Here is a 21431-nt window from a genome sequence, read left to right as displayed (position 1 = left end):
GAAATCATCATAAGTGCCCACACAGATAATTGATTGCTAATTGTTAAAGAGCGTGCTTCTTATCAGAAGCGAGGTTTTCACCTCAGTGTTCTTGCGAACCGTATTCTTTCAAACCTTGACTTCGTTGCCGTTGTCGCCGTCTGTGGATGCGCATTATAGAGATCTAAAAAACATGTTCAAGATCTTTTTTATTAAAAAAGGATCGTTCGGCCGTTTTTTAAACGATCCGATGATTAATCGCTCAAGCTTGGTTAGATCTTCAACAAATTAGCTGCTGCAGCGTTAGTTTTACCGCATCCTTTTTAACCCCAGCTGATAATTATAAATAAGATCTCCCAGCTCACGCATAAATGGTTGTCCTATAGTGTCCGTCTCATAAGTATCATCATTGAGGATCTGATTTTCATTGGTATAAATAATAACGGTCAGAAAAAAGGCGATCCCCTCTTTCGTATCTTCTATATAGGCGCCATCGATCACATGACCATAGGCCTGGCCGTTCTTGTTGTAATAATTAATATGATCTGGGATCCGATCTGGCTGACCGCCAAATATAAAATACTTAACATAGCTATCTGGATACTCCAGTTCAGGGTATTCTGGATTTCTGCTATGTCTTGGCATCGTCCTCATATATTGCATTAGCAAACTGCGTTGGCTGTCACTAAAACGAAAGCGTTGTTCTGGTGCAAATAACTCAGGCAATATGATGCGTTTTATAACACCATCAAAATCATTAAGTGACTGCCGGTTCTTCAACGTAAAGTCCATCGGTTCTGCAACTAACTCTCCACCTTTATAGTAAGCAATGCCCAACTTCGGTTGTTGGTTATTACGATAAGATTCTGAGATTTTACGTTCACCTAACTGCAAGATCATATTACCCTCGTTATCTAGGAACCTGACAGGATTAAAATAACGATTATCATCGTCGGAAAAAGGCACGCTAAGTCGATGATTGATTACCGTGTTACTTAAGCCTTTTTGCAGGAGCTGTTCATTAATGTACTCTTGACCCAACAGCTCATAGAGCCTATTACTGGCATCATTATCGCTGACCAATAGGATTTTCTTAATATAGTGGCTAATGCTGGGTAAACCTGAAGGTGCTGTCGGATCTTGATGCGCCACAGTCTGTGGTGCACGCGCGGTATCCGTTAACATAACGCTGTCTTCAGTTAAATGCGGTATTTGTTGCTCCGCTAACCACTGCAAAGCAAGAGCAGCAAGCGGAAGTTTAACTGTACTGGCTGGGTAAAAATAACGACTAGGATCGACTTGATAATGATAGTAATGCAAGCGTGCTTTAGTTGTATCTGACTCAACTCTGGTATACAGAATTTGTACCTGGTATTTCTCTGGCTCGTCAAGCACCTTAGCAAGCACAGGATAATGAGCTTTTCGCTGGGTTAAGATTGAGTCTAATGGCTGACAACTTACAGCTGCCTGCAATACATCACAAGGACTTGCCGCAAGAACTGAGGAACTAGAAAAAAGAAGACAAGAAAGTGCTAAAGAAAGTGGTTTTAGTATAAATGCCATGAGATAACTCAATCTGGTTGTTTGAGCTATCTTAGACCTAATTGAAGTAGATTAAAATCTGTTGAAATAGTACGTTAATAAGGTAGTAGGTAAGCGGGATACGGCGAACAGAATAAAAAAAGCCGGGCTAAGCCCGGCCTTTTGCTGAATTACTGATTACTCAGCTGCAGTCTCTTCAACTGGCAGTGCATCCGTTTCTGGACGATCAACTAATTCAATGTAAGCCATAGGTGCATTATCACCAGTACGGAAACCACACTTAAGAATACGTGTGTAGCCACCTGGACGCGCGTTGTAACGCGGACCTAAAACGTTAAATAATAAACCTACAACTTCTTTATCACGAGTACGTGCAAAAGCTAAACGACGATTAGCAACACTGTCGTTTTTTGCTAATGTGATCAACGGCTCGATCACACGACGTAACTCTTTAGCCTTTGGCAAAGTCGTTTTGATGATTTCGTGCTTCACCAACGAGCTTGCCATGTTGCGGAACATGGCAGTACGGTGACTGCTGTTCCGGTTTAATTGACGACCACTCTTGCGATGGCGCATGATCTATTCCTTCTCACTAAACCAGGAAATGGTATCTGGTTAGTCTTTATTTACCAAACTAGCTGGCGGCCAGTTTTCCAGGCGCATGCCTAAGGATAAACCGCGTGATGCCAACACGTCTTTGATCTCGGTAAGTGACTTCTTACCCAGGTTAGGCGTTTTAAGTAGCTCAACCTCGGTACGTTGCACCAGATCACCAATGTACTGTATCTGCTCTGCCTTTAAGCAGTTAGCAGAACGAACTGTTAGCTCTAAATCATCAACAGGACGTAAAAGAATCGGATCAAACTCCGGCTTCTCTTCACGTTTTTCAGGCTCACTCTTGTCGCGTAATTCTACGAAGAATTCAAGCTGTTCAGCAAGAATAGTCGCAGCGCGACGAATGGCTTCCTCAGGCTCAACAGTGCCGTTGGTTTCCATGTCGATAATCAGTTTATCCAAATCAGTACGCTGTTCTACCCGTGCTGCTTCAACAGTATAAGCAATACGCTCAACTGGGCTGAAAGAGGCATCAAGTAACAAGCGACCAATAGGACGTTCGTCATCATCTGAGGACAAACGAGCTGATGCAGGCACATAACCACGACCACGTTGTACTTTCAAGCGCATACTGAACTCAGTTTCGCCAGTCAAATTACAAATCACATGATCAGGATTAACGATTACTACACCGTCGCCACGCTGGATATCTCCAGCGGTTACAGGGCCGGCACCTTTCTTCGTTAAAGTCAGCGTGACTTCATCTTTGTCTTCCAGGCGAACGGCAAGGCCTTTAAGGTTGAGAAGGATATCAATGATATCTTCCTGCACACCCTCTTTGGCACTGTACTCATGGAGAACGCCGTCGATTTCTACTTCAGTCACAGCACAACCAGGCATAGACGATAACAGAATACGACGTAACGCGTTGCCCAAGGTATGCCCGAAACCGCGCTCAAGTGGTTCCAAAGTAACTTTGGCACGAGTTGGGTTGATCCTTTCGATACCAACTAATCTCGGCTTAAGGAATTCGGTGACAGAACCCTGCATATATCCTCTCTTAACAATTAGCTTTACTTAGAGTAAAGCTCGACGATTAACTGTTCGTTGATGTCAGCAGACAAGTCTGAACGCTCAGGTAGACGTTTGAAAACGCCTTCTAATTTCGTATTGTCAACTTCAATCCAAGTTGGTTTCTCACGTTGTGCAGCAACTTCAAGCGCAGCACCAATACGGGCTTGCTTTTTGGCTTTTTCACGAACTGAGATCACTTGTTCAGGTAATACAGTATGTGAAGGTACATTCACTACGCGACCATTTAACATGATTGCCTTGTGGCTTACCAACTGACGGGCTTCAGCACGTGTGCTAGCCAGACCCATACGATATACAACGTTGTCTAAGCGTGACTCTAACAACGCTAACAAGTTTTCACCTGTATTACCTTTCAAACGCGCAGCTTCTTTGTAATAATTACGGAACTGCTTTTCTAATACGCCATAAATACGACGTACTTTTTGCTTCTCGCGTAACTGTAAACCGTAATCTGATAAACGACCGCGACGAGCGCCGTGCTGACCAGGAGCAGTTGTTAAGTTACACTTTGAATCGATTGCTCTTACGCCGCTCTTCAGGAACAGATCTGTACCTTCGCGACGACTTAGTTTGAGCTTAGGACCCAAATATCTTGCCATCTTCTTTCTCCAATAATCCGTGAAGCGCTGTAATTACACGCGACGTTTTTTAGGTGGACGGCAACCGTTATGCGGGATTGGCGTCACGTCGGTGATATTTGTGATTTTGTAACCAGCGGCATTCAGAGCACGAATCGCTGATTCGCGGCCTGGGCCTGGGCCATTCACAAACACTTCAAGGTTTTTCAGACCATATTCCAGTGCAGCAGTACCTGCACGCTCTGCAGCTACCTGAGCAGCGAATGGGGTTGATTTACGTGAACCACGGAAACCTGAACCGCCAGCAGTTGCCCAACACAGCGCATTGCCCTGACGATCAGTAATCGTCACGATGGTGTTGTTGAAAGAAGCATGGATATGAGCCATACCGTCTGAAACTTGTTTTTTTACCCGCTTACGAGTACGAACTGGTGCTTTAGCCATGTTGAATCACCTTATTTCTTAATCGCTTTACGTGGGCCCTTGCGGGTACGCGCATTAGTCTTAGTGCGCTGTCCACGAACCGGCAGACTACGACGGTGACGTAAGCCACGGTAGCAACCCAGGTCCATTAAACGCTTAATGTTTAATGTGATTTCACGACGCAAGTCACCTTCAACGGTGTATTTTGCTACTTCGTCACGTAGAGAATCTAACTGTGCATCAGTTAATGATGCAATCTTAGTTGTCTCTTCAATGCCCACTGAAGCTAAAATAGCTTTTGAGCGGGTCTTACCGATACCATAAACATAAGTCAGTGAAATCACTGCATGTTTATTATCGGGGATGTTAATGCCAGCGATACGGGCCACTAACGTTCTCCTATCTAAAATTAAAAGGTGCCAATTTGAAAAGCCCGTAAGGATACTCAAATGGCGCTTATAATGCAAACAATAAAGGGGCTAAACGCACAGTTCAGCCCACCTTATCGTTTTCTGCTATTAACCTTGGCGTTGTTTGTGCTTCGGCTCACTGCAAATTACGCGAACAACGTTATTACGTCTGATCACTTTGCAGTTACGGCAGATCTTCTTAACGGAAGCTCGTACTTTCATAACTTAACTCCGCAAATAATCTTAACGGCCTATGCCTTTAAGATTTGCCTTTTTCAGCACAGAATCATACTGATGTGACATCAGATGGGTCTGTACCTGTGCCATGAAATCCATGATAACGACGACGATAATCAATAATGATGTACCACCGAAATAGAACTGCACGTTCCATGCAACCATCATGAACTCAGGAACCAAACAAATAAAGGTTATATACAGGGCACCTGCTAAGGTTAACCGTGTCATCACTTTATCAATGTATTTTGATGTCTGTTCACCAGGACGGATACCAGGGATGAAGGCACCGGACTTCTTCAGATTATCAGCTGTATCACGTGGGTTAAACACCAACGCAGTGTAGAAGAAACAGAAGAAAATAATCGCTGCTGAGTATAACATCATATACAGCGGTTGTCCCGGAGATAATGTTAACGATAATTCTTGTAAGAAATTCGCAAACATACCTTCGCCTGAACCAAACCAACTGGCAATAGTACCAGGGAACAAAATAATGCTAGACGCAAATATCGGTGGAATAACACCAGCCATATTAACCTTTAACGGTAAATGGCTGCTTTGCGCGGCAAACACCTGACGGCCTTGCTGACGCTTAGCATAGTTAACCACAATACGACGCTGGCCGCGTTCAAAGAACACCACAAACCAGGTAATCGCAACAACGATTACGCCAATAGCTACTAACAGTAAAAAGTGCAAATCGCCCTGACGTGCCTGCTCAATCGTCTGGCCAATGGCAGACGGGAAGCCAGCAACAATACCGGTAAAAATTAGCAACGAGATACCATTACCAATGCCACGTTCTGTAATTTGTTCACCTAACCACATTAAAAACATGGTGCCAGTGACCAAACTGATCACTGCAGTGAAGTAAAAGGCAAAACCTGGGTTAAGCACTAACCCTGGCATCATATTGGGCAGGCCGGTGGCTATACCAATAGATTGTAGTATCGCTAATGCTAACGTACCGTAGCGCGTGTACTGGTTGATTTTACGCTTACCTGCTTCACCTTCTTTCTTAAGCTCAGCCATTGCCGGATGCATTACCGTCAACAACTGCACAATAATAGAGGCAGAGATGTAAGGCATAATACCTAACGCAAATACAGAAGCACGCTCAAGTGCACCACCGCTGAACATGTTAAACATTTCAACGATGGTACCTCTTTGTTGCTCGAATAACTGAGCTAGCACGGTGGCGTCAATTCCAGGAATTGGCACAAATGAGCCTAACCGGAATACGATTATGGCTAAGAGCACAAATAACAGACGAGATTTCAGTTCACTGAATCCGCCTTTTGCTGCTCTTGAGTCCGAACCTGGTTTAGCCATCGCGTACTATCCTTATTATTCTTCGACTTTACCGCCAGCGGCTTCAATTGCAGCACGCGCGCCTTTTGTTACGCCTAAACCTTTTACGGTCACTGGACGAGTAATCTCGCCAGACAGCACAACTTTAGCAAACTTAACAGTGCGTGAAATGATGTTCGCTTCCATTAAAGAGGCTAAATCAACCACATCGCCATTAACAGCAGCTAGCTCGTGTAAACGAACTTCAGCAGAAACCAATGATTTCTGTGAAGTGAAGCCGAACTTAGGTAAACGTTGTTTTAAAGGCATTTGACCGCCTTCAAAGCCTGGACGAACACCGCCGCCAGAACGTGATTTAAGACCTTTGTGACCGCGGCCACCAGTCTTACCTAAGCCCGAACCGATACCACGGCCCAGACGGCGCTTTTCTTTCTTAGCACCTGGTGCTGGAGCAAGAGTATTTAATAACATCTGTTACTCCTCCACTTTAACCATGTAGTAAACGACGTTGATCATACCGCGAACTGAAGGAGTATCTTCAACTTCAACGGTATGGCCGATACGGCGTAAACCCAGACCCATTAATGAAGCCTTATGGCGCGGTAAGCGACCAATGCTAGACTTCACTTGGGTAACTTTGATTGTTTTCTTCGTCATGGTAATTACCCCAGAATATCGTCAACGCGTAAACCGCGTTTTGCAGCTACTTGTGCAGGCGACTTCACAGACGCTAATGCATTAATAGTTGCGCGAACTACGTTAATTGGGTTAGTTGAACCGTAACACTTAGACAAAATGTTCTGAATACCAGCAACTTCTAGCACGGCGCGCATTGCACCACCAGCAATTAGACCAGTACCTTCTGCAGCAGGCTGCATATAAACATTAGAACCTGAATGCACACCACGTGTTGGGTGATGCAAGGTGTTACCATTTAATTCAACTTGAGTCATGTTGCGACGTGCTTTTTCCATTGCTTTTTGAATAGCAGCGGGAACTTCACGTGCTTTACCATAACCGAAACCAACGCGACCGTTGCCGTCACCTACCACTGTCAGCGCAGTAAAGCTGAAAATACGACCACCTTTTACCACTTTTGACACGCGGTTAACGGCAACAAGCTTTTCTTGTAAATCAGATTGTTGTTTAGCTTCTTCGTTAGCCATGAGCTACTCCTAGAACTGAAGACCGGCTTCACGCGCCGCGTCTGCTAACGCTTGCACGCGACCATGATACTGGAAGCCGCTACGGTCAAAAGCACAAGCAGTAACGCCTTTAGCTACTGCACGTTCGGCGATCGCTTTACCTACAGCCTTAGCAGCATCTACGTTACCAGTGTACTTCAGTGATTCTTGAATTGAAGCTTCTACAGTAGAAGCTGCAGCAATCACTTCTGCATTTGGCGCAATCAGCTGAGCGTAGATGTGACGTGGAGTACGGTGTACTACCAGGCGATTCGCACCTTGTTCGATAATGTTTCTGCGAGTGCGTTTGGCACGACGCAGACGAGCAAGTTTCTTATCCATCGTCCTACCTTACTTTTTCTTCGCTTCTTTACGACGCACGTTTTCATTCGCATAACGAACACCTTTGCCTTTATAAGGCTCTGGTTTACGATATGCACGAATGTTGGCAGATACCTGACCAACTAATTGCTTGTCAGCACCTTTAACCACAACTTCAGTTTGGGTTGGTGTTTCAATTGTAATACCGTTAGGTACTTCAAAAGCTACTGGATGCGAAAAGCCTAAACTCAGGTTTAACACCTTACCTTCAGCTTTTGCACGGTAACCAACACCCACTAATTCCAGTTTCTGAGTGAAGCCTTCGCTCACACCAGTAACCATGTTGTTTAAAAGTGCACGGGCAGTACCCGCTTGTGCGTCAGCGTTCTCGAAACCGTCACGAGGAACAGTACGCAGTACGTTACCTTCAACAACAATTTCAACCGCAGGGTTAACGTTAATTGTCAACTCGCCGTTTTTACCCTTTAATGCCACTACTTGACCGTTTTGCGTTACAGTAACGCCGGTAGGAAGAGTGACTGGGGCTTTAGCAACACGAGACATAGATTACTACCTCCGTTACGCTACGTAGCCGATGATTTCGCCACCGATACCAACCTTGCGCGCAGCGCGGTCAGTCATTAGTCCTTTAGATGTTGACACGATGGCCACACCTAAACCGCCCATTACCTTAGGTAATTCGCCGCTTTTCTTATAGATACGCAGACTTGGCCGACTAACACGATCGATAGTTTCAATAACTGATTTGCCTTGGAAATATTTTAATGTAATTTCCAATTCTGGCTTAACATCACCAGATACAGCGAAATCGCCGATGTAACCTTCGTCTTTTAATACTTTCGCAATTGCAACCTTCAATTTTGAAGATGGCATTTTAACCGCAACTTTGTTAGCCGACTGGCCGTTACGGATGCGAGTAAACATATCCGCTACTGGATCTTGCAAACTCATAGCTCGTTACTCCCGTGATTCTTACCAGCTAGCCTTACGAAGGCCAGGAATTTCACCGCGCATAGCCGCTTCGCGGACCTTGATCCGGCTCATACCGAACTTGCGCAGATAACCATGTGGACGACCTGTCACACGACAACGATTACGCTGACGTGCTGGGCTTGAATCACGCGGTAACGTCTGCAACTTAAGAACTGCTGCCCAGCGATCTTCATCAGAAGTCGAAGGATTGGCAATCAGATCTCTAAGTTCATGACGCTTTGCAGCGAATTTGGCTACCAGTTGTGCACGCTTTAATTCGCGAGCTTTCATTGATTGTTTTGCCATGACCCTACACCTTATTTCTTGAACGGGAAGTTAAACGCGGCAAGTAAAGCACGTCCTTCATCATCGGTACGGGCTGTAGTTGTAATAGTGATATCTAAACCACGTACTGCATCTACTTTATCGTAATCGATTTCAGGGAAAATGATTTGCTCACGTACGCCCATGCTGTAGTTACCACGGCCGTCGAACGATTTCGGGTTTACACCACGGAAATCACGGATACGCGGGATAGCAATAGAAACTAAACGCTCTAAGAAATCCCACATACGCTCACCGCGCAGGGTCACTTTCGCGCCAATAGGGTAGCCTTCACGGATTTTAAAACCAGCAACTGATTTGCGAGCCTTAGTTACCAGAGGTTTCTGGCCAGCGATAGCAGTTAAGTCTGCTACAGCGTTTTCAAGGATCTTTTTATCAGCTACGGCTTCACCCACACCCATATTGAGCGTGATTTTAACAATCCGAGGGACTTGCATGACGCTGGTGTAGCCAAACTGTTTAAACAGTTCTGGAACTACGGTGTCTTTATAAATTTCATGCAGTTTCGCCATCGTATTACTCCAATAGCAATTAAATTACTTCGTTATTCGATTTGAAGAAACGGACTTTCTTGCCATCTTCAAAACGGAAACCTACACGATCCGCTGCACCTGTTTTAGGATTAACGATCGCTACGTTTGAAACATGAATCGAGGCTTCTTTCTCGACGATACCGCCTGGCTGGTTAATAGCCGGAACAGGTTTCTGGTGTTTCTTTACCAGATTAACGCCTGAAACATAAACACGTGATTCAGCAACTAATACTTTAGTTACTTTACCGCGCTTACCTTTGTCCTTACCAGTAAGAACAATTACCTCGTCATCACGACGGATTTTGCTAGCCATGGTGACTCCTTACAGTACTTCTGGTGCCAGAGACACGATCTTCATAAACTTATCGCCACGAAGTTCACGTGTAACAGGCCCGAAAATACGGGTACCGATCGGTTCCAGCTTAGTGTTTAATAACACTGCTGCATTGCGATCAAAACGGATTAATGACCCGTCCTGACGACGTACGCCTTTAGCTGTACGCACCACCACTGCATTTAGAACATCACCTTTTTTAACTTTACCGCGTGGAATTGCTTCCTTTACAGTAACTTTAATGATGTCACCAATTGCAGCATAACGGCGATGCGAACCACCTAAGACCTTAATACACATTACGCTGCGCGCGCCGCTGTTGTCTGCGACTTCCAGCATAGATTGCATCTGGATCATCTTAGTGCTCCGCTATTCTACTATGTAACCCTCTCGGGATACGCTGCTTACGATAATAAATCCCTCCCTAGAGGAAGGGCGCGTGATTATAACAGCAGTTATGGCAAAGTGGTAGTTTAAAATAAAAACAATTATGTCTTTTACAAGGTATCACCTTACCAAAGCTACTGGGGTAACAAACAAAAACGGCTCCCAAAGGAGCCGTTTTGTTCTTCTTCTTAAAAATTAAGAAGCAGATTCAACGATAGCAACCAAGGTCCAAGATTTAGTCTTAGACAAAGGACGACATTCACGAATAGTGACTACATCGCCTTCTTTACATTGATTGGTTTCGTCATGCACGTGCAGCTTGGTAGTACGCTTGATGAACTTACCATAAATTGGGTGTTTCACCTGACGCTCAATCGCAACAGTGATAGACTTGTCCATCTTGTTGCTGATTACTTTACCTTGCAGTGTACGAGTATTAAGTTCGGTCATTACGCACCTGCCTTCTCGGTTAAGATGGTCTTAACGCGCGCGATATCACGACGCACCTGCTTCAATAAGTGAGACTGAGCTAACTGACCAGTAGCTGCTTGCATGCGCAGGTTAAACTGCTCACGTAACAGACCTAATAATTCAGCGTTTAACTCTTCAACACTTTTGGTTTTCAATTCGCTGGCTTTCATCACATTACCGTCCGCGTTACAAAGGTTGTCTTGAATGGAAGCTTAGCAGCGGCTAATGCAAAAGCATGACGCGCTAACTCTTCAGACACACCGTCCATTTCGTACAGAACTTTGCCAGGTTTAATCTGACATACCCAGTACTCAACAGAACCTTTACCACTACCCATACGTACTTCCAGCGGCTTAGCAGTGATTGGCTTGTCTGGGAACACACGGATCCAGATTTTACCAACACGTTTTACAGCCCGCGTCATAGCACGACGTGCAGATTCGATTTGACGTGAAGTCATTTGACCACGTTCTACAGATTTCAGTGCGTAAGTACCGAAACTCACTTTATCACCTACTTGTGATAAACCGCGGTTACGGCCTTTGTGCACTTTACGAAATTTTGTACGTTTTGGTTGCAACATCGCTCAATACCCCTACTTAGCCTTACGAGCCGGTTTTTTCGGCGCTTTAGGCTGGTTGTTAGTGTTGGCGTTGTTGGCGTTATTTTGCAGAGGCAGAGCACCTAAGATCTCGCCTTTGAAAATCCACACTTTAACACCAATGATACCGTAAGTAGTCAGTGCTTCAGAGGTATTGTAGTCGATGTCGGCACGTAAGGTGTGCAATGGCACACGGCCTTCACGGTACCACTCATCACGGGCAATTTCAGCACCGCCTAAACGGCCGCTTACTTGCACCTTGATACCCTTAGCACCAATACGCATAGCGTTTTGCACGGCACGCTTCATAGCGCGACGGAACATTACGCGACGCTCTAACTGGCTGCTGATAGAATCAGCAACTAACTTAGCGTCTAGCTCTGGCTTACGGATCTCAGAGATATTGATCTGAGCAGGTACGCCAGCGATGGCTGCTACTTGCTTACGGATCTTCTCAACGTCTTCACCTTTTTTACCGATAATTACGCCTGGACGTGCAGTGTGAATAGTCACACGGATGCTTTTTGCAGGACGTTCAATATCGATCCGGCTTACTGAAGCTGCTTTCAGTTCTTTTGTCAGGTACTGACGAACTTTATAGTCACCGTTCAGAAAATCCGGGAAATCTTTTGTATTCGCGAACCAGGTTGAGCTCCACGGCTTAGTGATACCTAGGCGAATACCATTAGGATGTACTTTCTGTCCCATTTCTCACTCCTAGTTATCAGCTACAACCACAGTAATGTGGCTAGTACGCTTGACGATACGATCAGCACGACCTTTAGCACGTGGCTTGATGCGCTTCATAGACGGACCTTCATCAACGAAGATTGTCTTAACTTTCAGCGTATCAATATCCGCGCCTTCATTGTGCTCAGCGTTGGCAATGGCTGATAAAAGAACCTTTTTGACTAACTCAGCAGCCTTTTTCGGGCTATAAGTTAGTACATTCAGCGCCTTATCTACTGGCAAACCACGAACCTGGTCAGCAACCAGGCGAGTTTTTTGTGCAGAAGAACGGGCAAATTTGTGTTTCGCTAATGCTTGCATTATTTACCCCTTAACGCTTCTTGGCCTTTTTGTCGGCGGCATGACCACGGTAAGTACGAGTAGGTGCAAATTCACCTAACTTGTGACCAACCATCTCTTCTGAGACAAATACTGGTACATGTTGACGACCATTATGGACAGCGATGGTCAAACCGATCATATCAGGTATGATCATTGAACGACGGCTCCAAGTCTTTATAGGCTTCTTGTCACCGCTTTCCAACGCTTTCTCTACCTTCTTCAGCAAGTGAAGGTCAATAAAGGGACCTTTCTTGAGAGAACGTGGCATGGCAATTCCTCACAAATTATTTATCACGACGACGTACGATAAGTTTATCAGTACGCTTGTTTGAACGAGTCTTGTAACCTTTAGTTGGTACGCCCCATGGTGTAACTGGGTGACGACCACCTGAAGTTTTACCTTCACCACCACCGTGTGGGTGATCTACCGGGTTCATTACTACACCACGTACGGTTGGGCGAATACCACGCCAGCGCATAGCGCCTGCTTTACCGTATTGACGTAACATGTGCTCGGCATTACCAATCTCACCGATAGTCGCGCGACAATCTGCTAATACTTTACGTACTTCGCCGCTGCGCAGACGTAGAGTAACATAGTCACCGTCACGAGCCAGGATTTGAACAAAAGCACCAGCTGAACGCGCCAACTGACCACCTTTACCCGGTTTCATTTCGATGTTATGTACTACCTGACCTACTGGGATGTTACGAAGTGGCAAGGTATTACCTGGTTTGATTGGAGAATCAACGCCAGAAATAACTGCATCACCCGCTTTCATGCCTTTAGGGGCCAGGATGTAACTACGCTCACCGTCTGCATACAATACTAGTGCAATGTTTGCGGTACGGTTTGGATCGTATTCTAAACGCTCTACTTTGCCCGGAATACCGTCTTTAGTGCGTTTGAAGTCAACTAAACGGTAATGCTGCTTATGACCACCACCGATATGACGGGTAGTGATACGACCGTTGTTATTACGACCACCAGTTTTAACGTTCTTCTCTAACAAAGGTGCGTAAGGCTTGCCTTTGTACAGGTCAGGGTTAACCACTTTTAATACGTGGCGACGACCTGGTGACGTAGGTTTACACTTAACAAGTGCCATTTCCTAACTCCTCTTCTTACTCAGCGCCGCCAACAAAATCGATTTCGCTGCCTTCTTTAAGAGTCACGTAAGCTTTTTTCCAATCGCTACGCTTGCCCATACGCGCACCAGTGCGCTTGGTCTTACCCTTAACGTTAACAGTACGAACACCAACTACTTCTGTTTCAAACAGTTTTTCTACGGCAGCTTTAATGTCAGCTTTAGTAGACGTAGTAGACACTTTGAAAACGATAGTGTTGTGTTTTTCTGCCGCAGTGGTGCTCTTTTCAGAAACATGCGGAGCCAGAATCACTTTCAGTAAACGTTCTTCACGGATCATGCTAACAGCTCCTCAAGTTGTTTAACTGCAGCAGCAGTCATTAACACTTTGTCGAATGCGATTAAGCTGACCGGATCGATACCATGTACATCACGTACGTCAACTTTATATAAGTTGCGTGCAGATAAGAATAAATTCTCGTCTACTTCGTTAGTTACGATCAGAACGTCTTTTAAATCCATCGCTTTCAGTTTTGCAGTTAAGTCTTTTGTTTTTGGTGAATCAACACCAAAACTCTCAACAACAATTAAGCGCTCCTGACGAACAAGTTCAGACAGAATGCTTTGAATCGCACCGCGATACATTTTACGGTTAACTTTTTGGCTGTGATCTTGTGGCTTAGCCGCAAAAGTCACACCACCGCTACGCCAAATTGGGCTGCGGATTGTACCAGCGCGCGCGCGGCCAGTACCTTTTTGACGCCATGGCTTCTTGCCGCCACCACGTACTTCTGAACGTGTCAGTTGTGCACGAGTACCCTGACGGGCACCAGCTGCAAAAGCAACCACTACCTGATGTACCAGAGCTTCGTTAAACTCACGTCCAAAGGTAGCTTCGGAAACTTCAAGAACGCCTTGAGCGTCTCGTAATGCTAATTCCATCACTTATCTCCTAGACGTTAGCTTTTAACAGCTGGTTTAACAATAACGTCACCGCCGATAGCACCAGGCACTGCGCCTTTTACTAACAGGATGTTACGTTCTGCATCAACACGAACCACTTCCAGTGACTGCACGGTTACGCGCTCGTTACCTAAGTGACCAGCCATTTTCTTACCTTTGAATACTTTACCTGGTGATTGGTTTTGACCAATTGAACCTGGTGCACGGTGTGACAAAGAGTTACCGTGAGTAGCATCCTGAGTACGGAAATTCCAGCGCTTAACCGCACCAGCAAAACCTTTACCCTTTGATGTACCAGCTACATCAACTTTTTTCGTTTCTGCGAAAATTTCAACAGTAATCGCACTACCAACTGTGATGTCAGTACCTTCGTTGTCTTGCAGGCGGAATTCCCACAGACCACGACCTGCCTCAACACCCACTTTTGCAAATAAACCAGCATCTGGTTTGTTCAGGCGGCTTGCCTTAACAGTACCAGTGGTTACTTGCAGCGCGTTATAGCCATCAACGTCTTGCGTTTTAACAGCAGTAACGCGGTTTGGTGTTGCTTCGATTACGGTTACTGGGATTGATACGCCATCTTCTGTGAAGATGCGAGTCATACCCACTTTACGACCGATAAGACCGATAGCCATTTCCTAAACCTCTCTAAAAACCTGTCTGATTAGCCCAGGCTGATTTGAACGTCAACGCCAGCAGGCAGATCTAATCGCATCAGCGCATCAACTGTTTTTTCAGTTGGCTCAACGATGTCGATTAAACGCTTGTGGGTACGGATTTCGTACTGGTCACGCGCATCTTTATTGACGTGAGGAGAAATCAGAACAGTGAAACGTTCTTGACGTGTTGGCAGTGGAATTGGACCACGGACCTGGGCGCCAGTACGCTTAGCTGTGTCAACGATTTCCATAGTTGACTGATCGATCAAACGGTGATCGAACGCTTTCAGACGGATGCGTATCCTTTGATTACTCATGTATCAAAGCCTCAAAGAGCAAAAAGAGCAAAAATAAACATAAGCAAAAACCTAAGCAGGCATGCTTATGCACCAAGTTACCAGTTGCTCCCCAATCGGGAGCTTGTTGTACAAGCTACACAATAAAGTTTTGTTTATACGTTACCGTATAAGTCTACCAGTTACTGTGTTATTACTTGTCTCAGCCAGATGTTTATCGACTGGCCGCATATTATATACAGACCAGCCGATATTGCAAGCACTGATTATTAATCGGCCAATCATTGTTAGCCTTCACGTCAACTCGACGTTAAAATATGTCATCTTGCAGTTTGAACAACGAGGATGTATCACCTTCAATACTTGCCAAAATACCATATATTTTTGGTAAGACCTTATGACAATACCATGCAGCACTTTGTTCTTTGCCTTGAATAAAGTCGTTATCTTGTGTGCCTGTAGCTAAGGCTTTGATATTTCTATACCACATATATCCATACAAAACATAGGCCGTGGCATCTAAGAAGTCACACGCACCAGCACTAATGACTGCAAGGTCACGTTGCAGAAGCGCGTGTAAATGCTGACGAAGCACAGTAATAGCTTGCTGTAATTGAGGTGTAGTCGTGTTGGGCTGTGTAGTAATTTCATCAAGAATGTCTACAAGCAATGCCTCTAACACAACGCCTTTGTCGGACACTACCTTTCGCAACATAAAATCCGCAGCTTGGATGCCATTTGTTCCTTCATAGATTTGTGCAATCCGAACATCTCGCACCAGTTGCTCCATACCCCATTCTTTTACATAACCATGACCACCAAAGACTTGTTGAGCAGTAATACACGCATCCAAGCCGCGATCTGTCATAAACGCTTTTGTTATGGGCGTAAGTAAATTCGCACGATGATTTGATAATTCACAGTTATCGTATTTGGCTCTATCTAATAATGAAGCAACCCAAGTAGCAAAGGTTCGACCAGCCTCATTCATTACTTTAATATTGAGCAGCATTCGTCGCACATCAGGATGACCAATAATGGCCTCAGCCTTATTTGTATCTTTTTCTGCTATTCTGCCTTGTAAACGTTCTTTAGCGTAGATTAATGCATTTTGGTAAGCGCGCTCTGCTGCGCCTAGTCCTTGGCTACCCATGGATAAACGTTCATAATTCATCATTGTAAACATACAGGCTAAACCACGATGAGGCTGCCCGATCAGAAATCCTTGGGCGCCATCAAAATTAAGTACGCAAGTCGCTGAACCGTTAATGCCCATTTTATGTTCGATAGAACCCACAGATAGTGTGTTTCTCTCGGTAATATCACCCTGAGAATTTACTAGAAACTTTGGAACCAAGAAAAGTGAAATACCCTTGCTGCCAGCAGGCGCATCAGGTAATTTTGCGAGCACCAAATGTATGATGTTAGATGTTAAATCATGCTCGCCCGCTGTAATAAAGATTTTACTCCCTGTAATGCTATAACTCCCGTCTGGTAAGGGTTTAGCAGCAGTACGCATAATACCTAAATCAGACCCCGCATGAGACTCCGTCAGGCACATCGTCCCTGACCATTCGCCTGAATAAAGTTTCGGCAAGTAAAGCGATTTCATCGAGTCGTCAGCATGTTGTAGTAATGCCACACCCGCGCCAGCGGTTAAACCTGGGTAAAGTGAGAAAGCAATATCAGCGCTGCACAACATTTCGTCGACCATCATCGATAAGGCTTTCGGCATTCCCATGCCGCCGAACTCTGGATCGCCACTTAATCCTGTCCAGCCACCTTCACTTAAACTTTTATAAGCAGTGTAGTAATGCTCTGGCAACGTGACCTTTCCCTCTCGAAGCTGAGCACCAACAGCATCAGCCACCTGGCTCAAAGGGGCAATTTGTTGCTCACATATCTTTGCGGCTTCATCCAGAATGGCTTTTGCTGTCTCTGATTCAATTATTTCTGCCAGCGTTGATTGCTGCTGCCAATAGTGATCTAACTGCCAAACATCGAAAAGATTAAAATGTATATCGCGAAGGGGGGCTTGATAATGGCTCATAAGTAAACCTCAGACTGGACGGATGAGTTAACTATGGCACAAGGGTTATTTTCAAACAAGTGTTTGAAAATAATTTCAGATAGAAAAAAGGCCCCAAACGGAGCCTTCTTTTTACATCAATGCGAAATCAATAATTACGCGATGATTTTTGATACTACACCAGCACCTACGGTACGGCCACCTTCACGGATAGCGAAGCGTAAACCTTCGTCCATCGCGATTGGGCAAATCAATTCAACAACAAACTTCAAGTTGTCGCCTGGCATTACCATCTCTACGCCTTCTGGCAGCTCAACTGCACCAGTTACGTCTGTAGTACGGAAGTAGAACTGTGGACGGTAGCCTTTGAAGAATGGCGTGTGACGACCACCTTCTTCTTTTGACAATACGTACACTTCGCCTTCGAACTTCGTGTGTGGCTTGATTGAACCTGGCTTAGCAAGTACTTGACCACGTTCTACGTCTTCACGCTTAGTACCACGTAATAAGGCACCAATGTTCTCACCTGCACGACCTTCGTCTAACAGCTTACGGAACATTTCTACACCAGTACAGGTAGTCGCAACAGTATCTTTGATACCTACGATTTCTACTGTCTCGCCTACTTTAACGATACCCTGCTCTACACGGCCTGTTACTACAGTACCACGACCAGCAATTGAGAATACGTCTTCGATTGGCATGATGAATGGCTTATCAATCGCACGTACTGGCTCTGGGATGTACGTATCTAACGCTTCGCCTAATTCCAGGATTTTCTTTTCCCATTCAGCATCGCCTTCCAGACCTTTTAAGGCTGAACCGCGGATTACTGGCAGGTCATCACCTGGGAAGTCGTAGTCTGAAAGAAGCTCACGCACTTCCATTTCTACTAATTCTAATAATTCTTCGTCATCTACCATGTCACACTTGTTCATGAACACGATGATGTACGGTACGCCTACTTGACGTGATAACAGGATGTGCTCACGTGTTTGTGGCATTGGGCCGTCTGTTGCTGCTACTACCAGGATCGCGCCGTCCATCTGCGCTGCACCGGTGATCATGTTCTTAACATAGTCAGCGTGACCTGGGCAGTCTACGTGTGCGTAGTGACGTGATGGCGTGTCATATTCTACGTGTGAAGTATTGATCGTGATACCACGAGCTTTCTCTTCTGGTGCTTTATCGATTTGATCGAAAGCAAATGCCTGACCGCCGTAATGCTTAGCTAATACGTTAGTGATAGCAGCTGTCAGAGTAGTTTTACCGTGGTCAACGTGGCCGATAGTACCTACGTTTACGTGCGGTTTTACGCGTTCAAATTTAGCCTTAGCCATTTATAGACCCTTCTTAGTCAAATTTAAGCCCCGATATAGCGGGACTGTTTAATCGTTAATCGTGTGCTCTACGAGAAGCAATAATAGCTTCGGTAACATTGTTTGGTGCTTCTTGATAATTTAATGGTTCCATTGAGTAAGACGCGCGGCCTTGACTCAGTGAACGCATATTAGTCGCATAGCCAAACATTTCAGATAACGGTACATTGGCGTTAACAATTTTGATCCCGCCAGGCGCATCTTCCATACCGTTGATGATACCGCGACGACGGTTTAAGTCACCAACAATATCACCCATGAAGTCATCTGGCGTTACCACTTCAACCTTCATTATCGGTTCAAGGATAACCGGCTTAGCCTGAAGAGCTCCTTTTTTGAAGCCCATCGACGCCGCGATTTTGAACGCCATTTCGTTCGAGTCAACATCGTGGTAAGAACCATCGAATACAGTAACTTTTACGTCGATTACCGGATAACCCGCCAATACGCCGTTTTTCATCTGCTCTTGAATACCTTTGTCGATAGCAGGAATAAATTCTTTTGGAATTACACCGCCAACAACAGCATTCTCAAACTTGTAGCCTTCACCTTCCGGTAATGGCTCGATGCGTAACCAACAGTGACCAAACTGACCACGACCACCTGATTGACGTACAAACTTACCTTCAACTTCCGTTTTTGCACGTAACGTTTCACGATACGAAACCTGTGGTTTACCCACATTCGCTTCAACCTTGAATTCACGCTTCATGCGATCAACGATAATGTCTAAGTGTAATTCGCCCATGCCAGAAATAATGGTCTGAGCCGTCTCTTCATCAGTATGCACCCGGAAAGAAGGATCTTCGGCGGCCAGCTTGCTTAACGCTATTCCCATTTTTTCCTGATCAGCCTGTGTTCTAGGCTCAACAGCAACAGAAATAACTGGCTCAGGAAACTCCATGCGCTCCAGAATAATCGGGTAGTCTTGATCACATAACGTATCACCCGTTGTAGTGTCTTTCAAACCAATTGCAGCAGCAATATCGCCTGCACAAACGGCTTTAATTTCCTCACGCGCATTTGCGTGCATTTGCACAATGCGGCCAATACGCTCTTTCTTCATCTTTACTGAGTTATATACTGCAGAGCCAGACTCAACAATACCTGAGTAAACACGGAAGAACGTTAGGGTGCCTACAAACGGATCGGTTGCAATTTTAAACGCCAAGGCAGCAAAAGGTTCATTATCATCAGATTTTCTGAAACCTTCTGATTCATCTGGCAAAATGCCGTGAATAGCTTTTACTTCTGTCGGTGAAGGCAGATAGTAAACAACATTATCCAGCATGGCCTGCACACCTTTATTTTTAAAGGCGGAGCCGGCCTGAACTAATACGATCTCATTACGCAGGGTAAGGTCACGCAGCGCTTGACGTAGCTCCTCTTCGGTGAATTCATCACCTTCAAGATAGCGTTCCATCAATTCTTCACTGGCATCAGCTGCCGCTTCAACCAAGTTTTGCCGCCACTCATTACATTCATCCAACATGTCTGCTGGAATATCTTCATAAGTGAACGTCATACCTTGATCTTCAGTGTTCCAGTTAATAGATTTCATTTTGACGAGATCAACCACGCCTTTGAAATTATCTTCTGCACCGATAGGCAACTGAATAGGCACACAACGCGAATTTAGACGATCGTTGGCTTGCTTAACAACCCGAAGGAAATTAGCGCCCGTACGATCCATCTTATTAACGAAGATCATTCTTGGAACTTCGTATTTATTTGCTTGTCGCCAAACCGTTTCAGTTTGCGGCTGTACACCTGAAGAACCACACAATACCACTACTGCACCATCAAGCACGCGCAAAGAACGCTCTACTTCGATAGTGAAATCAACGTGGCCAGGGGTATCAATCAGGTTGATACGGTGTTGTTCAAACTGCTGCTGCATACCAGACCAAAAGGTCGTGGTAGCCGCAGAAGTAATAGTAATACCGCGTTCCTGTTCCTGTTCCATCCAGTCCATGGTGGCTGCGCCATCGTGGACTTCACCAATTTTGTGAGAGCGGCCTGTATAAAACAGGATCCGCTCGGATGTCGTAGTTTTGCCGGCATCAACGTGAGCACAGATACCAATGTTACGGTAACGTTCTATTGGAGTTGTACGTGCCACAATTCATTCCTCTTAGTTAAGAAATTCTTACCAGCGGAAATGTGCGAACGCTTTGTTCGCTTCGGCCATACGGTGCACGTCTTCACGTTTCTTAACCGCTGAACCTTTATTTTCGATTGCATCAAGCATCTCACCAGCAAGACGCTGAGCCATAGATTTTTCACCACGTTTACGGGCAGCTTCTACTAACCAGCGCATGGCAAGCGCATTACGACGCACCTGACGAACTTCACACGGCACTTGATAGGTAGAACCACCAACACGACGTGATTTAACTTCAACAGTTGGACGAATGTTATCTAAAGCTACTTCGAACAAGTCGATGTGCTCTTTCTTAGATTTCGTAGCTGCAATTTCTAAAGCGCCGTATACAATTGATTCGGCTGTAGATTTTTTACCGTCGACCATTACGACGTTTACAAACTTGGCCAGTAATTCACTTCCGAACTTAGGATCTGGAAGGATTTTACGTTGACCGATGACGCGTCTTCTAGGCATTCGAAACTCCGATTGCTTCAGGTG

33 protein-coding genes are annotated in these 21431 nt (G+C 45.2%); all 33 read right to left on the bottom strand.

Annotated elements, in window-relative coordinates; genetic code table 11:
• Positions 1-288: 288 nt before the first annotated feature.
• The 33 genes from IE070_RS15835 to rpsG all read right to left on the bottom strand — a co-directional run bounded on the left by IE070_RS15835 (position 289) and on the right by rpsG (position 21407).
• Positions 289-1452 carry a serine hydrolase gene (locus IE070_RS15835; RefSeq protein WP_229797110.1) on the bottom strand — a complete coding sequence of 388 codons (1164 nt, stop codon included), beginning with the start codon at positions 1450-1452 and terminating at the stop codon, positions 289-291.
• A 246-nt stretch (positions 1453-1698) separates the two neighbouring features.
• A complete protein-coding gene (gene rplQ, locus IE070_RS15830) occupies positions 1699-2097 on the bottom strand; it encodes a 50S ribosomal protein L17 (protein ID WP_189434338.1) in 399 nt (132 codons plus the stop codon).
• Positions 2098-2136: 39 nt separating this feature from the next.
• Positions 2137-3126 carry a DNA-directed RNA polymerase subunit alpha gene (locus IE070_RS15825; protein ID WP_189434340.1) on the bottom strand — a complete coding sequence of 330 codons (990 nt, stop codon included), beginning with the start codon at positions 3124-3126 and terminating at the stop codon, positions 2137-2139.
• Positions 3127-3149: 23 nt separating this feature from the next.
• Entirely contained in the window at positions 3150-3770 is a 621-nt protein-coding gene (rpsD, locus tag IE070_RS15820) for a 30S ribosomal protein S4 (protein ID WP_189484156.1), read from the bottom strand.
• A gap of 33 nt (positions 3771-3803) precedes the next feature.
• A complete protein-coding gene (gene rpsK / locus IE070_RS15815) occupies positions 3804-4193 on the bottom strand; it encodes a 30S ribosomal protein S11 (protein ID WP_040552629.1) in 390 nt (129 codons plus the stop codon).
• A gap of 11 nt (positions 4194-4204) precedes the next feature.
• A complete protein-coding gene (gene rpsM, locus IE070_RS15810) occupies positions 4205-4561 on the bottom strand; it encodes a 30S ribosomal protein S13 (RefSeq protein ID WP_189484155.1) in 357 nt (118 codons plus the stop codon).
• A 129-nt stretch (positions 4562-4690) separates the two neighbouring features.
• Positions 4691-4804 carry a 50S ribosomal protein L36 gene (gene rpmJ, locus IE070_RS15805; RefSeq protein ID WP_082694854.1) on the bottom strand — a complete coding sequence of 38 codons (114 nt, stop codon included), beginning with the start codon at positions 4802-4804 and terminating at the stop codon, positions 4691-4693.
• A gap of 21 nt (positions 4805-4825) precedes the next feature.
• A complete protein-coding gene (secY, locus tag IE070_RS15800; protein ID WP_189484154.1) occupies positions 4826-6154 on the bottom strand; it encodes a preprotein translocase subunit SecY in 1329 nt (442 codons plus the stop codon).
• Between the two features lie 15 nt (positions 6155-6169).
• Positions 6170-6604: a 50S ribosomal protein L15 gene (gene rplO, locus IE070_RS15795; protein WP_189434356.1), complete on the bottom strand. Its 435-nt coding sequence runs from the start codon at positions 6602-6604 to the stop codon at positions 6170-6172.
• A gap of 3 nt (positions 6605-6607) precedes the next feature.
• Positions 6608-6790: a 50S ribosomal protein L30 gene (rpmD, locus tag IE070_RS15790; RefSeq protein WP_189484153.1), complete on the bottom strand. Its 183-nt coding sequence runs from the start codon at positions 6788-6790 to the stop codon at positions 6608-6610.
• A gap of 5 nt (positions 6791-6795) precedes the next feature.
• Positions 6796-7299, bottom strand: coding sequence for a 30S ribosomal protein S5 (rpsE, locus tag IE070_RS15785; RefSeq protein ID WP_189434360.1), 504 nt, complete (start codon positions 7297-7299; stop codon positions 6796-6798).
• A gap of 9 nt (positions 7300-7308) precedes the next feature.
• Positions 7309-7659: a 50S ribosomal protein L18 gene (gene rplR / locus IE070_RS15780; RefSeq protein WP_189484152.1), complete on the bottom strand. Its 351-nt coding sequence runs from the start codon at positions 7657-7659 to the stop codon at positions 7309-7311.
• A gap of 9 nt (positions 7660-7668) precedes the next feature.
• The gene (gene rplF / locus IE070_RS15775; RefSeq protein WP_189484151.1) at positions 7669-8202 is read right to left on the bottom strand and encodes a 50S ribosomal protein L6; all 534 of its coding nucleotides are present in this window, start codon (positions 8200-8202) and stop codon (positions 7669-7671) included.
• A gap of 15 nt (positions 8203-8217) precedes the next feature.
• Complete coding sequence (rpsH, locus tag IE070_RS15770; RefSeq protein ID WP_189484150.1) at positions 8218-8610, bottom strand: 30S ribosomal protein S8; 393 nt, start codon at positions 8608-8610, stop codon at positions 8218-8220.
• Between the two features lie 21 nt (positions 8611-8631).
• Entirely contained in the window at positions 8632-8937 is a 306-nt protein-coding gene (gene rpsN, locus IE070_RS15765; protein WP_189484149.1) for a 30S ribosomal protein S14, read from the bottom strand.
• An 11-nt stretch (positions 8938-8948) separates the two neighbouring features.
• Complete coding sequence (rplE, locus tag IE070_RS15760) at positions 8949-9488, bottom strand: 50S ribosomal protein L5 (protein WP_189434382.1); 540 nt, start codon at positions 9486-9488, stop codon at positions 8949-8951.
• Between the two features lie 19 nt (positions 9489-9507).
• Positions 9508-9822: a 50S ribosomal protein L24 gene (rplX, locus tag IE070_RS15755; RefSeq protein WP_189484148.1), complete on the bottom strand. Its 315-nt coding sequence runs from the start codon at positions 9820-9822 to the stop codon at positions 9508-9510.
• A gap of 9 nt (positions 9823-9831) precedes the next feature.
• Positions 9832-10200: a 50S ribosomal protein L14 gene (gene rplN / locus IE070_RS15750; protein ID WP_189434388.1), complete on the bottom strand. Its 369-nt coding sequence runs from the start codon at positions 10198-10200 to the stop codon at positions 9832-9834.
• Between the two features lie 225 nt (positions 10201-10425).
• A complete protein-coding gene (rpsQ, locus tag IE070_RS15745; protein WP_189484147.1) occupies positions 10426-10680 on the bottom strand; it encodes a 30S ribosomal protein S17 in 255 nt (84 codons plus the stop codon).
• Positions 10680-10871 (bottom strand): 50S ribosomal protein L29, encoded by a 192-nt coding sequence (gene rpmC / locus IE070_RS15740; protein ID WP_189484146.1) that lies wholly within the window; start codon positions 10869-10871, stop codon positions 10680-10682. The genes rpsQ and rpmC overlap by 1 nt, the downstream gene beginning before the upstream one ends.
• Positions 10871-11284, bottom strand: coding sequence for a 50S ribosomal protein L16 (gene rplP, locus IE070_RS15735; protein ID WP_189484145.1), 414 nt, complete (start codon positions 11282-11284; stop codon positions 10871-10873). The genes rpmC and rplP overlap by 1 nt, the downstream gene beginning before the upstream one ends.
• 12 nt (positions 11285-11296) lie before the next feature.
• Entirely contained in the window at positions 11297-12010 is a 714-nt protein-coding gene (rpsC, locus tag IE070_RS15730) for a 30S ribosomal protein S3 (protein WP_189484144.1), read from the bottom strand.
• A 9-nt stretch (positions 12011-12019) separates the two neighbouring features.
• Positions 12020-12352, bottom strand: a complete 333-nt coding sequence (gene rplV, locus IE070_RS15725) for a 50S ribosomal protein L22 (protein WP_008224490.1) — start codon at positions 12350-12352, stop codon at positions 12020-12022.
• Positions 12353-12362: 10 nt separating this feature from the next.
• Positions 12363-12641, bottom strand: a complete 279-nt coding sequence (rpsS, locus tag IE070_RS15720; RefSeq protein ID WP_019677720.1) for a 30S ribosomal protein S19 — start codon at positions 12639-12641, stop codon at positions 12363-12365.
• A gap of 16 nt (positions 12642-12657) precedes the next feature.
• Positions 12658-13482 (bottom strand): 50S ribosomal protein L2, encoded by an 825-nt coding sequence (rplB, locus tag IE070_RS15715; protein WP_189484143.1) that lies wholly within the window; start codon positions 13480-13482, stop codon positions 12658-12660.
• 16 nt (positions 13483-13498) lie between these two features.
• Complete coding sequence (gene rplW, locus IE070_RS15710; RefSeq protein WP_189434403.1) at positions 13499-13801, bottom strand: 50S ribosomal protein L23; 303 nt, start codon at positions 13799-13801, stop codon at positions 13499-13501.
• Entirely contained in the window at positions 13798-14403 is a 606-nt protein-coding gene (rplD, locus tag IE070_RS15705) for a 50S ribosomal protein L4 (RefSeq protein WP_189434405.1), read from the bottom strand. The genes rplW and rplD overlap by 4 nt, the downstream gene beginning before the upstream one ends.
• A gap of 17 nt (positions 14404-14420) precedes the next feature.
• Positions 14421-15059, bottom strand: a complete 639-nt coding sequence (gene rplC, locus IE070_RS15700; protein ID WP_189484142.1) for a 50S ribosomal protein L3 — start codon at positions 15057-15059, stop codon at positions 14421-14423.
• A 29-nt stretch (positions 15060-15088) separates the two neighbouring features.
• On the bottom strand, positions 15089-15400 hold the full coding sequence (gene rpsJ, locus IE070_RS15695; RefSeq protein WP_008899121.1) for a 30S ribosomal protein S10: 312 nt from the start codon (positions 15398-15400) through the stop codon (positions 15089-15091).
• 289 nt (positions 15401-15689) lie between these two features.
• Complete coding sequence (locus tag IE070_RS15690; protein WP_189484141.1) at positions 15690-17429, bottom strand: acyl-CoA dehydrogenase family protein; 1740 nt, start codon at positions 17427-17429, stop codon at positions 15690-15692.
• Positions 17430-17563: 134 nt separating this feature from the next.
• Positions 17564-18748 (bottom strand): elongation factor Tu, encoded by a 1185-nt coding sequence (tuf, locus tag IE070_RS15685; protein ID WP_189484140.1) that lies wholly within the window; start codon positions 18746-18748, stop codon positions 17564-17566.
• A 55-nt stretch (positions 18749-18803) separates the two neighbouring features.
• Entirely contained in the window at positions 18804-20909 is a 2106-nt protein-coding gene (fusA, locus tag IE070_RS15680) for an elongation factor G (protein WP_189484139.1), read from the bottom strand.
• 27 nt (positions 20910-20936) lie between these two features.
• On the bottom strand, positions 20937-21407 hold the full coding sequence (rpsG, locus tag IE070_RS15675; RefSeq protein ID WP_019677788.1) for a 30S ribosomal protein S7: 471 nt from the start codon (positions 21405-21407) through the stop codon (positions 20937-20939).
• Positions 21408-21431 lie beyond the last annotated feature (24 nt).

This window comes from Alishewanella tabrizica (assembly GCF_014652375.1).
GTDB classification, from domain to species: domain Bacteria; phylum Pseudomonadota; class Gammaproteobacteria; order Enterobacterales; family Alteromonadaceae; genus Alishewanella; species Alishewanella tabrizica.
Note: the sequence above shows the minus strand (reverse complement) of the source record. Positions and strands in the feature narration are given on the sequence as shown.